This is a genomic window from Nocardia sp. NPDC058518 (assembly GCF_042719655.1).
Lineage (GTDB): Bacteria > Actinomycetota > Actinomycetes > Mycobacteriales > Mycobacteriaceae > Nocardia.
Window position 1 is genome coordinate 23,857 of the sequence record NZ_JBHXNJ010000022.1, and the last position, 11,766, is coordinate 35,622.

General features: G+C 62.2%; 12 protein-coding genes. 4 read left to right on the plus strand and 8 right to left on the minus strand.

The features are described 5' to 3' along the window. Window position 1: 1 nt before the first annotated feature. Complete coding sequence (locus tag ACFWPX_RS29725) at window positions 2–1,066, minus strand: radical SAM protein (protein WP_378930956.1); 1,065 nt, start codon at window positions 1,064–1,066, stop codon at window positions 2–4. A 6-nt stretch (window positions 1,067–1,072) separates the two neighbouring features. Next, entirely contained in the window at window positions 1,073–1,603 is a 531-nt protein-coding gene (locus tag ACFWPX_RS29730) for a hypothetical protein (protein ID WP_378930959.1), read from the minus strand. Between the two features lie 154 nt (window positions 1,604–1,757). Between ACFWPX_RS29730 and ACFWPX_RS29735 the strand changes: the two genes are divergently transcribed. After that, complete coding sequence (locus ACFWPX_RS29735) at window positions 1,758–2,513, plus strand: UTRA domain-containing protein (RefSeq protein WP_378930961.1); 756 nt, start codon at window positions 1,758–1,760, stop codon at window positions 2,511–2,513. A 12-nt stretch (window positions 2,514–2,525) separates the two neighbouring features. Further along, window positions 2,526–3,227, plus strand: coding sequence for an orotidine-5'-phosphate decarboxylase (gene pyrF / locus ACFWPX_RS29740; RefSeq protein WP_378930963.1), 702 nt, complete (start codon window positions 2,526–2,528; stop codon window positions 3,225–3,227). Window positions 3,228–3,473: 246 nt separating this feature from the next. On the opposite strand, the gene ACFWPX_RS29745 is transcribed toward pyrF, so the two are convergent. The 6 genes from ACFWPX_RS29745 to ACFWPX_RS29770 form a co-directional block, all read right to left on the minus strand. Then, window positions 3,474–3,746, minus strand: a complete 273-nt coding sequence (locus ACFWPX_RS29745; protein ID WP_378930965.1) for a hypothetical protein — start codon at window positions 3,744–3,746, stop codon at window positions 3,474–3,476. A gap of 162 nt (window positions 3,747–3,908) precedes the next feature. After that, on the minus strand, window positions 3,909–4,757 hold the full coding sequence (locus ACFWPX_RS29750; RefSeq protein WP_378930967.1) for an arylamine N-acetyltransferase: 849 nt from the start codon (window positions 4,755–4,757) through the stop codon (window positions 3,909–3,911). A 409-nt stretch (window positions 4,758–5,166) separates the two neighbouring features. Beyond that, window positions 5,167–5,835, minus strand: a complete 669-nt coding sequence (locus tag ACFWPX_RS29755; RefSeq protein WP_378930969.1) for a hypothetical protein — start codon at window positions 5,833–5,835, stop codon at window positions 5,167–5,169. Between the two features lie 27 nt (window positions 5,836–5,862). Continuing rightward, the gene (locus tag ACFWPX_RS29760) at window positions 5,863–6,621 is read right to left on the minus strand and encodes a class I SAM-dependent methyltransferase (RefSeq protein WP_378930971.1); all 759 of its coding nucleotides are present in this window, start codon (window positions 6,619–6,621) and stop codon (window positions 5,863–5,865) included. Beyond that, entirely contained in the window at window positions 6,614–7,825 is a 1,212-nt protein-coding gene (locus ACFWPX_RS29765) for an MFS transporter (RefSeq protein ID WP_378930974.1), read from the minus strand. The genes ACFWPX_RS29760 and ACFWPX_RS29765 overlap by 8 nt, the downstream gene beginning before the upstream one ends. Beyond that, the gene (locus ACFWPX_RS29770) at window positions 7,815–8,798 is read right to left on the minus strand and encodes a SagB/ThcOx family dehydrogenase (protein WP_378930976.1); all 984 of its coding nucleotides are present in this window, start codon (window positions 8,796–8,798) and stop codon (window positions 7,815–7,817) included. Before ACFWPX_RS29770 ends, ACFWPX_RS29765 begins: the two co-directional genes overlap by 11 nt. Before the next feature lie 1,219 nt (window positions 8,799–10,017). Between ACFWPX_RS29770 and ACFWPX_RS29775 the strand changes: the two genes are divergently transcribed. Beyond that, complete coding sequence (locus ACFWPX_RS29775) at window positions 10,018–10,848, plus strand: class I SAM-dependent methyltransferase (RefSeq protein ID WP_378930978.1); 831 nt, start codon at window positions 10,018–10,020, stop codon at window positions 10,846–10,848. A gap of 7 nt (window positions 10,849–10,855) precedes the next feature. Then, complete coding sequence (locus ACFWPX_RS29780; protein ID WP_378930980.1) at window positions 10,856–11,566, plus strand: recombinase family protein; 711 nt, start codon at window positions 10,856–10,858, stop codon at window positions 11,564–11,566. Window positions 11,567–11,766 lie beyond the last annotated feature (200 nt).

An 11,766-nucleotide genomic window follows, 5' to 3' on the forward strand; every position in this document is an offset into this window, starting at 1 on the left:
CTCAGATCCGGGTCCCGGTCAGTGGCTCGTCGGCGAAGCTGAAGTACCACAAGGGCCGGTAGTTCTCCCAGGGCTGCGGACGCAGCCCGGTCGGGCCGAACAGTTCCTCAATCTCGCGGCGCGCGGCCAGGTAGAACTCGATGTTGCGCGCCCCGTCGGCGAGGAACACGTCCATCATCGGAGTGTGGGACTGATAGACCTGGAACCGGGGGAACGTCGTTGTCACGTCGACGAACTCGCGCAGATGGCGAGCTGCGCTGTCGAGCGGATCCAGGCCGACGATGTAGGTGAAGTCGGTACGGATTCCCGCATCGACGGCGTCACCGAGGACCCGCACCATCTCGGTCGGAGTGAGTGAGGCCTTGGATTCTTTGAGGATCAAGTCACGCTGGGTGAAGGCCTCGGCGGTCAAGGTCAGGTGAAACGGGCCGATCGCGGCGGCCTCGGCCAACCCTGCAGGGGTGGTCAGCACGCTGGACAGAAAGTGGATCTCCCCACCACAGTCGTGCCCGGTCATCGCCGCACGGACCTGCCGTAGGTGCGTCAACGCGAGCGCTTCGAATCGGAAGCAGCCGGTGCACACGGTCACCTTCTCCACGTTCGACAGACCACCGGCGTGCTGGTCGTCGACGAGGGTGGAGAAGTAGGCGTTGAGGTCGTCGAGGGCCAGGCGGGGGTCGTTGGCTTCCTCGAGTGTGTTCGGGCAGAACACACAACCGGTGCACGCACTGCGCGCGTTGGAGTTCAGGGTTAGGACCCGGCCTTCGTTGCGCCAGTACCCGAGCACGGCGTCATCGGCTTCGGCGACGTCGATGACCGCGACCTGCTCATCGCCCAGCAGGACCTTCGTGCCGACCAACCGGAACGGCGAACTGTCGCGGCCCAGCGACAAGATCATGTACAGCTGGTCGTCCGGACGCGAGTTCAGCCGTAGCCGAAACCTCAGCCGGGACACCCCGATATCGGCGTTGAGACCGCACGCGTTGAGTGCGATCAGCATGATGTCGTCGGCGCCGATGCCCCATCGGGTGGCGAGTCGTTCGGCGTCGCTTCTGTTCTCCAGCATGTGTCACTACCCCTGGTGAGCTGTGTCGGTGGATTGGTGGGTCTGGCGTTGTTCGTCGACGTGGAACAGGTGCGAGACCAGATCGCTGTACTCGAGCGCGAGCTCGGCGAGTTGTGTCCAGGCCCGGTGCATGTGCTCCGACTGAGCGCCGAATGCAACAAGTTGGCGCATCGCCCGTTCGGCGGCCGCGGCCATCCGGTCGATCAATTCGCCGATCGTCTGTGGATGTGCCAGCGCTAGCGACGGGTGGATGGTGGCAGTCAGCTCGTTGATCTGGTTGATGAATTCGACTCGGCGGCAGTCACATTCAGCCGCCCAGACTGGTGAATCCGTGCGCGTGCCATGCAACCGGACGAGTTCACGTGCTCTGGCGCAGATCGGGTCCGAGTCATCGTCGCCGTGACACAGCGCGATCAACAGACGGTTGCGGGCGGGCAAGCGGCAGCGGCGTTTCTGCGTGATCGGCGGTGTACGCATCCAGCTCCTCCCACCCGGGCGACAGCCCTGAACAAAGCGGACACTCACGCGAACGCGCATGTCATTGCCTCGATGTGCGGTGCTCGGAAGCGGTGCACGGGCTACCTGGATCTCACACGGTACCCACCAACATGGTGGTTGTCCACCAGGTGGATAGGTACTAGGTGGTGGGGGGCTTGCGGATATCCACTAGCAATCCGGTAGCGTCTTTGCTATGCCCAAAAAGCCCGAATACCTCTCGATCGCAGACACGCTGCGAGCCGAAGTGCTCGCCGGCGATTACGACGCCGCGCCCCTTCCCGGCAACGGCGATATCGCTGGACGCTTCGACGTCAACATGAAGACCGCTGGACGGGCTGTGCAACAACTGGTCGCCGAAGGCTTGGTGATCGCTCGGCCCGGGCTGCGAGCGGTCCCCACCCCGCCCGAACTGCGCGGAACCCGGTGGCCGATGAACGGCCGATACGCCCGCGCCCGCGCCGCGCGGGGACTGGTCTTCGCCGGCGACGTCAGCGGCAACGTCCGCAAGGACACCATCAGCCGCGAATGGGCGAACGCCCCACTGCCGATCGCACACCTGCTCGGCATCAAAGAAGGCGCACGGATCTTGCGCCGCAACAGCCGCACCTTCATCGATGACATCGCGACCGAGGACACGATCCTGTTCTTCCCGGAAGCGATCGTCAAAGCCGCTCCCGAACTCGAAACCGCCGACCGCATTCAGGTCGTCGCCCTCATCGAAGACGCCGGACACACCGTGACGCGTACCGCCAACGAGATCCGAGCACGACACGCCACCACCTCCGAGCAGGAGCTGTTCGGCATCGACGCGAGCAGCATCGTCATCGAACACATCCACGGAACCTACGGCGCCACAGGCGAACCGCTCGAGGCCGTCATCAACGTGCGACCCGCACAAGGCGGCGTCATCACCTTCGACACCTACGAAGCACCGCTCGACAACGAATAGAAGGAGACCCCGATGTCCACCTCCACCTCCGCGGTCAGAAACCGGCTGGCGATCGCCCTGGACACCAGCGATCTGGACACCGCGGTGTCCATCGCCAAGGCCGTGCAACCCGACATCGGCGTGGCCAAAGTCGGACTCCAACTATTCAGCGCAGCCGGGCGCGACGCCGTGCGCGCCATCCAGGACATTGGCATGGACGTCTTCCTCGACGTCAAACTGCACGACATCCCCAACACCGTCTACGGAGCCAGCACCGTTCTCGGGGCACTCGGCGTCCAATACCTGACCGTCCACGCGGGCGGTGGAACGGCCATGCTCGAAGCCGCAGTGAAGGGCCTGGGCGAAGGTGCGAGCAACGCAGGGTTTGCGGCGCCGACCGTGCTCGCGGTCACCGTGTTGACCAGCGCGCCCGATGCATCACCGGAACTGCTCAACGAGCGGTTGGCCGCCGCGGTCGCCGCTGGTTGTGGTGGTGTCGTCTGCGCGGCCAGCGACCTTTCCGTCATCCGTGCCGCGGCACCCGACATTCTGACCGTCGTTCCCGGAATCCGCCCGGCCGGTGGTGCGGTACACGACCAACAGCGTGTCGCGACACCGGCCGACGCGATTCGCAGTGGCGCAAGCATTCTCGTCGTCGGCCGGGCAATTACCGACGCAGCAGATCCCGCCGAAGCCGCACAGGCCATCGCTGCAGAGGTAGCACAGGCCATCTGATCGGCACCGGACGATCGTCGCGCGCTGTCGACGATCGTCCGGGCTTCGAATGCCTGGCCCAGCCGGTAGAGTACGGCCGTTCCCGCACGCCACGTGCTTCGACGGAGGCAACCAATGGCGATCACTGACGCTGACATCTCGGGCACGCTCGCCGCTTACGTCAGTCGCCTTTCAAATCAGAGACGATTCCTTTTCAGATTGTGACACTCGTCGTCAGAATGCCAGTAGCAATTCGTCGCGGGAATGTCAGCAAAACCGGCCGCTGATCAGAGGTGGTTCGTGGTCGAATATTTTGCAGGGCGCTTGCGCGGATCTGTTGCGAGCCGACAGGTTCGGAAGGCGTGGGCGGTGGCCGATGCTGCGATGTGTGCGCTGAGGAAAGCTGCGGTCGACAGGTTGGCCGTCCTCGATCAGCACGATGACCTGACCAGCGATCACGTGCGATTGGCCGCCGACACCCTCGCTCGGCGTCACCGAACGCACATGGCGCTGGCTCGCGGCCCCGCCGTGCAGCGTCACCGTCGGAACGGGAGCGGGAACGGTTCCGTATCGATCCAGGCCTGCGGGTACGACTTGCCTATTGGCGCGGCAAGGCCTCCGCGCTGACGATGGGCGGCCGTGCCAGACCGGCGCCCTCGACGGCGCCGATCACGATTTTCTCAGATCACGAAGTTGCGCGTTCTACGAGCGAAGTTCTGCGGTGATCTGCGTACGAATCGCGGCGTTCTGGATCCCGATCTCGGTGCGCAGGAAGTCCTCCAAGTCGGTATTGCCGATCGTGTGTCTGGTGAGCTGGTCGGCATGTCTACGATCGACAGTCTTATTGGAAAAACGAATGCCGCCGGTGGGGGTGAGCATATGAAGCACGACGGTTGAAGACAGCGGTGAGTCTGTTGCGTTCGAGGCGTAGAAACTCATTGCGTGATAGTCGGCTGGCGCCACAGGTTCGGCGGTGAACGTGTAGAGCGGTCGGGACTCGGCACAGTGTCGGTAGTGCAGTGTGAATTGGCCGTCACCATCGTCACCTACCCACCAGCCTTGTTGGGAGGCAACGTTTTCAACCATCGCTCCGTCAAGTGGCACCGCGACTCGGGGTCCGTCGACGCCAAACCCGACGTCGATGAGGTACTGAGTTCCTGCGGTATACGCGATGAGGATCGCGTGTGTCGGTGGCAGCGTGCAGTCTTCGTATCCGGGTGGCAACGGCCGCGCCAGTGCCGCGTGCACGGTGTAACCGAGTCGGTCGAGGGCAGCCCTGAACACGATGGAGTTGAAGAAGCAGTCGCCAACACTGAACTCGTGACACGCCGTGTGAATAGCGTGATCCATCGACTCGACCGGGCGGTGCGGAATCGAGACAAACGGGAACGCGTGCAGGTGCGCGGTTACGAGCGATCCCAGATCGACCGGCGGATGCTGGTAGCCGATGCGCCGTAGATACTGTTCGAGATCGGCGTGTGGCATTGTCGGCCAGGTGCTGCGCCACCGCTCACGTCGAGCCGTCATACTGCCCTCGAGATGATCGGGCAACCGCCGCGCTGTCCGTCGCAGCCCAAGATCACCAGAGATAGGAACGTCGAGTTCTTGGTCCAGAACCCCCACGCGACGTCTAGGCCCCGGTGCAGAGACGGCACAGTGTAGGGGGCGCGGTGGGCGAACTCGGGGAACAGCATTGCGGGTTGGACCAGCGAGTCTTCGATTGCTTGGTATTCCGTCGTCGCCCAACCGAAGGCTTCTTCCGGGGTTCGGCAGGTGAGAGCGACCGCGCGGCTTCCGCGTTTGAGCTCGTCTCGAAGCAAGTTGGCCGGGAGCCTGGAGGACAAGAACTCACGCTCGCTGATGATCGGATCCCGTTTTGCTCTGTCGAGGAGCTCTTTCCCTGGGCCAAACCACTGGTAGCAGTGCCAGTGCGCAGGTGCTGAAACCGCTGAGACAGCGCTCATTTTCGCATCATTCCCAGCAGCGCGATCGTCACCGTTTCGCCTTCGCAGAGCGGTGTGCGGCCATGAGGCAGGTAACGGCCGTCGAAAACCACGGCGTTTCCGGGCTCGGATCGAAATGATTGAACACCTGAACTGGTGACGAAACGGGTCTCTGTGGGGGAGCCCGTGTTCGGCTCGGTTGGTGGGACGTAGTCCAGAACGACCAGCGCGGTCGCATCACCGAACGAGGGGTTATCGACGTGGATGAAGTGATGTGCTCCGGTGCCCCGGTAATGGATGTATCGACCAACGCCGTTAGACACCAGCTCCACCCCGAGCTCGCGGTGCACACCATCGGCAAACAGCGCGGCTAACGGTGCAACGTAGTCTTCGGGCATCTGGGCGACGTATTGCTCGTTGTGGCGGACCATCCCGACGTTTTTGAAGGTGCTCAGCATGTTCGTCAGGTAGTCGGTGCGGCACGGCTCCTGCAGCATGTTCGGCAGAGCCACGAGCGGTGCGCCCAGGCTCGAGTTGGCTTCCAGCATCTTGCTCACCGCGCACGCTTCGAGCGCATGCTGACCCGCCGGATCGTCGTTGATGTCATAGATGTCGGAGAACATTCGGCTCACCCAGTAGGGCGGGGTGCCGGTCTCCTTCTTAGTTTCGGTCTCGGTCATGGCCATGGTCTTCTCCCCTTTCGCGACAGCGACTCAGTTCGACTTCTGGTAGACGGCGGCGAAGCGAGTGCTGTTGCGTGTGAACGGCGTTCCCTCGAAGTCACCAGTCCGCTCCAGCAGCTGCATTCCGTTCAGCTCGGCGATCAGGTCAAGCTCTGGAGGCGTGACATAACGCATTTCGATGGGAAACATCTGAATGCCGCCGTCTACGGTGATGAGGATTTCCTGCATCGTGATGCGCTGAGCATGGAAGTCCGACTTCGATGCCGAGAGCATCACCGCGCCGTCGGTGACCGATCGGACCGCCAAGCGTGGAGCCGAAGGTATCGCTCCGGGTTGGGGATACATGTTCTCGACGACGAAGTAACCGCCCGGGCGCAGCGCCGCGCTGACCGAGGCGACGCAGCGGCGCACGCTCGACTGGTCGGTCAGGTTCAGCATGCTGCTGTACACCGAGTAGACGATGTCGAACTCGTTCCACGGCGGTGGGTCAGCCATGTCACCCTGGACGGCGGTGATCCCCAACGTCGGATACTTCTCGCCGATCTGCTCGACCATCTTGGCGGAGATGTCGATTCCGAACACCGCAGCGTCGCATTGTTGGGCGAGAAGTGAGGCGACTCTGCCGGTTCCGATACCGAGTTCGAGTATCCGGGCCGCGTTGGACCGGGCTGCCAGAGCGCTGAGGAAACGCGCCGGTGATTCGGGATCTTCCTGGGCATGCCAGCTGTCATAGACCTCGGACCAGGAGTCCCATATCCGTTCCTGATCGGGTCGGTGTTGGTCAAGCACGAGCGGCCTCCCACTGGTTCTGGATATCTGCGTCGTTACGGACAAGCGGACGGCAGGCGAGAGTGAGCACAGGGATCGAGGCAAGCAAACACCCGATCATAAACATCGAGGTGTGCGGCCCGACTACCTCCAACAGCAGCCCGCCGCCGATTCTGCTGATCGGCGCTACAGCTAGTCCCAATGCCATCTGGGCGGCGAACAGCGCGGCGAATTCCTGGGGGCCCAGGACGAGCCCCATCGCCGAGATCCAGGTCGCCGCAAGGTATTCCATGACCGCGCCGCCGACCATGCCCAGGCCAAAACTGAGGACGCTGTCGGCCTCGACTGCGATGGCGATTGGCCAGGCGGCCGCCACCCCGATGATCAGCAACGGTGGGACCAGCCGAGGTGCCGTCGAGACCCTGGATGTGTAGATGCCGGCGAAGACAGCACCTACCAATGGCGCCGCCGCGAGTACGAGCCACTGGCTCCCTCTCCCCGACGACTCGTACAGTGCGGGCGCGTTGACCTGAGTGGCTGCACCCCAGCAGAGTTGGAAAAGCACTTCCAGACAGGCGGCCAGCAGAAAGGCAGGGTTTCCTGCCAATAGTGCGAATCCCGCGTGACGTCGCGTCGACGGGAGCTTCTCCTGCCCGCGACGGCCCGGAACCCACAGAAACACCATGCCAGCGGCTATTTTGAACAAACCGTCGGCGAGTAGCATCGTCGGCGCACCAAAAGCAGCGATTGCCGGACTACCTGCTACCAGGCCAGCCACGATGGCCACGTTGCGGACTGTCCGGAGCCTCCCGATACTAGCCCTGAGCGTCGAGACCGGAACAGCTTCGCGTAGCAGGGATGCCATCGCCGCGGTGACCGGCGCGGCCGCGAGTCCGCTACAAACCGCTGCGGCGGCACCGGCTACCAGCAAGTCTTGGTCGAAGCACAGCCATGCCCCGATTTGTCCGGTGGCGCAGCCGAATGCGGACAGCATGATCGTCGCGCGCGTTCCGATTTTGCGGATCAGTAGCGGTGCATTAAGGGTTCCGATCAGCGCCGCTACTGCGTACAACGCTGAAACAGCACCAACTGCGGCGTAGTCGTGATTCGACGCCGAAATTATGACATAGGTCAGCGCAATGGTCGACGCATACCCCGTCAATGCGATAAGGAACTGACCGATATAGATCAGAGTAGGGGTAGATTTATAGGCATCAGCGACCATTCATCGAAACTTCCCCGGCATGGTGCGAATGGCGTAGTGGCAACCCGTCATCACGGAGTCTAGGTATACCACATCCCATGATGAATACGGGTATTTCGCAATCGCGATCCAAGGACAGCAGGTCGGACAGTAGTGTGTCCTGAAACGCCCCCGTCATTGATCCTCCGAGACCAAGCGCGGTAGCGTTCATCGAAAAAAGTTGAGCAATGCAGCCAGAATTCTGATACATTACCCGCATCGCTCGAGGGTGCGGATATTTCCAATGCAACCGGTCGACTCGTGAGGTCAAAAATATCACGAAGGCCGCTTTGTCTATGATATTTTGACCGTATATGATGTCGACAATCTTTCCGTTGTCGATCTGACATGGAAGCGGGCGAATGGCATGAAGCAATTCGTCGTACTCGTATACGCCACGAGGAATGCCGACCACGTTGTCTATATACACATAGGGAACGGTGTCATGTCGGGCGCCACCGCTGGCCGCACCACGGAGTTGTACCATGCCCATATTATTGGCGTGGGAGAACCATACCGGTCCGAATGTCTTCTGCATTAGAACGGAAAAGGCTCGCAAACTAACCGGCGCGTCGTCGAACCGACGATGGGTTCTGCGGTCCTCTACAACCTCGAAGTACTCGACCTGAGTGCGCGGCGTGACCCTGGGCAGGTAGATCTCGTCACCGCGTATCTCGGTGGCTGTCGGCGCGGTCGGCCGCTCTCGCTCGCCGAGGTCGGACAGGTACTGGTCGAAGCGCTCATCCGCTTCACCTGTGGTTTTTCCAATGAACGGTGCGTCGAGGGTCGCAGAGTGAAATGCCCACGCTGCCGTTCCCCAGAGCCGCCATACCTCCGGCACAGTCTCACTGTCGACCTCACTAGAGTCGACGGTGAATCCATACTTGGACAGTTGTTGCAGAATCGGCTGCTCACCCACCTCTGAGCCGCCAAGTTCGATCTCTTCGATCAGCATCGGCAAAAGCCGCTCCGGCACGGTGACTCGACGCTTAGAATAAGGTGCACCCAGAATTGCGCGGTCACCCCTAAGCGTAAACGTCACGGGATATCGAAGTTTCAACACTTGCAGCTCCGCAAATTATTTCCCCCGCGCCTCATCGAGCGCGCCAGCAACGATTTTCGTACGGGCGAGCTTGAAACCATACTGCCATCCCAGACATTGGGCGTGGTCAACAGCCTATTGACTGCGACCACGCCCAATGTGCCGAAATCGTGGCTCACCGTCCGATTACGATGACCGACAAGCCATAACTTCAGTTACTACACGGCGCCAGGAGAAGCCTGGTCGAAGCACAGCAGCTCCGAACCTTCGGGGGATTCTTCGATCACGTTGGCGATCAGTTCAGAAAAGGACATAGTGAATCTCCATCTCAGTTTCGTGATACAGCATGAGGGAGCTTCTGAGTTCCTTCCCCCCTCATCCTTAACCTAACAGTAGGTCGTTTGACCGGCAAACCCATACACATAATTGTTCATTTAGTTCATGTAGCCGAAAGTTAGCGTTACTCAAGAGTGAAGATTCCGAACCTGCAATCTCTGCAGCTCCCCAGCTATGCCATGCCGACTGCTGGTCGTTTGTTCAAGTAACGATCCCTCTGCTGCGACCTTCACCGAAAGGCCGAGCGACCTCCACCTGCGATCGAGGTCGTGTCGCGGCGGGATGGGTCGATCTCAAGTGCAGCTGCTTCGTCGTCGGATCGGGCGTGCGTTATCCGCTCGTAGGGATACGGTGCCGCACACCGGCCTCGTCACAAGGGCCCCACGAACCACCTGATCAGCGGTCGGTTCTACTCACATTCTGATGACGAGCGGCGCTGAAATTCTGATGACGGGTCTCAGGTTCGTCGGATCGCCACCGGGCGCTGGGAGGTGGTTGCCGGAGGGGGTGATTAATTCGCAGTGCGCTTGCGCGGATCTGGTGCGAGCTAAGGGTTCGGAAGGCGTGGGCGGGTGGCCGATGCGGCGAACTCCAGGGCTCTCACGATCTGTCCGGGGTACGCCAACGCCGCCCGCCGCGACCAGGACCACAACGCCGACCTACACACACCATCTACCGCTCATTCGGTGACGTGCGACCCACCACGGACGTGCTCGAAATGCTCTCCACCACGCCCTGACGGCTCTGACCCCCCCAGCCCAAAAGCACCTATTCGCAGTGCAGTTAGGTTCGTTTCATGACCGCAACCGACAAGGTACGCGCAGGCGAAGACTTCTACCGACGGACACACAACCAGATGCCGGGGGCGATGAGCCGGTACGTATTGGCGAACCCGCTGCCCGATGGGCGATCGAGCTACCAGTTCCTGGCAGACCAGGTCCCGGATGCTCGCCGAGTACTCGACCTCGGATGTGGCGACGGTTCCCTACTGGCAGTCCTGGCCCGCAACGGTGCAACCAGTCTCGCCGGCATCGACCTGTCCGAGGTCGAACTCGCCACCGCCGAGCGCAGACCGGAGCTGTCTGGCGCGGACGTGCGGCAAGGACGCGCCCAAGAGCTCCCGTTCGAGGACGACGCATTCGACACCGTGGTCTCCCACATGGCATTGATGCTGATGGCTGATATCGAACAAGTCCTGACCGAAACGGCACGAGTGCTGAAACCCGCTGGCGCGCTCGCGATCTCTGTCGGCCTGCGACCCGCGCCCGCAAGTGGACACGGGTTGTTCCAGAAGCTGGCACAACCGATCTTTGCCGCCGCCCAGCAGCAGGGGGCGATGCCCTCACTCGGCGACCGCCGCACACGCACCCGTGAGGGATTGAACGAACTGGTGACGGCCGCCGGATTCCAAGCCATCAACTGGACCGAGGTTCGCCCCGGCGCCGACGCAACACCGGACCAGATATGGCAGTCCGCTGTCGACTCGTACTACGACGTCACCCTCGTCGATGCTCAGCAACTCCGGCGTCTCCGGGATGAATTCCTCAGCCAGGCTTCGCAGTTGGCTAGTGACGGACTACTCGCCTACGGTGCCCGCATGGCGATCGCCACGACTCGGCTTGATTGAGTCTGGGGTGTGGACCGCCAACTGGCCTAGGCAGCGAGAACAGACGTGGATCGAGCTGCCGCGCCCGGCCGCGGCCACCGCCGAGTCGGGCGGGCACGTGCGTATCGGCTACGCGCGCGCCTCCACCGTGCGCCAGTCCCTCGACACCCAGCTCGACTCCCTGCGCGCCGCTGGCATCGGCCGGATCTTCTCCGAGAAGATCTCCACCCGCGCCCTGAACCGCCCCGAGCTCGACAAGGCCGTCGCCCTGGCTCGGGAGATCCGTGCCTCCGGCGCCGCGGTCACCCTGGTCGTGCACGAACACAAACGACTCGGCCGCGGTATCGAGCTCGCCGCCCTGGCCGAACAGCTCAAGGCCGCCGATATCGGGCTGGAGTTCCTCACCGGTGAACTGCAGGGCTCCCACGACCCGTCCGGGGTGGTGTTCACCGTGCTGGCCGCGCTGTCGGGGATGGAACGCGAATACATCCGCGACCGCACTCTCGAAGGCCACGATTCCGCCCGCCAGCGCGGCAAAACCATCGGCGGCGCCGCCGTCGTCGATGACGCCATGCTGTCGATGGCGCTGCACCTGCGCGAGAGCAACCACAGCCTGCGCGACATCGCCGCGCGCCTGGTCATCACCAAGGGCAAGAAGAAGGGCCAACACCCCTCACCGGCCACCATGATGCGGCTACTGCGCGATCACGAGCAGGAGGCCGCGGAATGTCAGTCGTGACTCGCCATTACTGACATCTCCAGGGAGGTTCTGCGAACGTTTCCGGCTCGGCCGCCCTCATCTCAGATCAGGTCCTTGACCAGGTCTTTGCTGACATCTTGTGACGAACTCTACTGACACGAATGACGAATCCCCAGGTCGGCAACTGACATCGAAATGACGAATCTCAGATTGTCCGCACGGTTTTCGAGAGGGCTTTA

Bases quoted from the DNA above. Each gene is read 5' to 3' on its own strand.
- ACFWPX_RS29770 (WP_378930976.1), bottom strand. From the start codon at position 8,798: ATGCTGATCGAAGAGATCGAACTTGGCGGCTCAGAGGTGGGTGAGCAG.
- ACFWPX_RS29725 (WP_378930956.1), bottom strand. From the start codon at position 1,066: ATGCTGGAGAACAGAAGCGACGCCGAACGACTCGCCACCCGATGGGGC.
- ACFWPX_RS29765 (WP_378930974.1), bottom strand. From the start codon at position 7,825: ATGGTCGCTGATGCCTATAAATCTACCCCTACTCTGATCTATATCGGT.
- pyrF (WP_378930963.1), top strand. From the start codon at position 2,526: ATGTCCACCTCCACCTCCGCGGTCAGAAACCGGCTGGCGATCGCCCTG.
- ACFWPX_RS29730 (WP_378930959.1), bottom strand. From the start codon at position 1,603: ATGCGCGTTCGCGTGAGTGTCCGCTTTGTTCAGGGCTGTCGCCCGGGT.
- ACFWPX_RS29775 (WP_378930978.1), top strand. From the start codon at position 10,018: ATGACCGCAACCGACAAGGTACGCGCAGGCGAAGACTTCTACCGACGG.
- ACFWPX_RS29755 (WP_378930969.1), bottom strand. From the start codon at position 5,835: ATGGCCATGACCGAGACCGAAACTAAGAAGGAGACCGGCACCCCGCCC.
- ACFWPX_RS29735 (WP_378930961.1), top strand. From the start codon at position 1,758: ATGCCCAAAAAGCCCGAATACCTCTCGATCGCAGACACGCTGCGAGCC.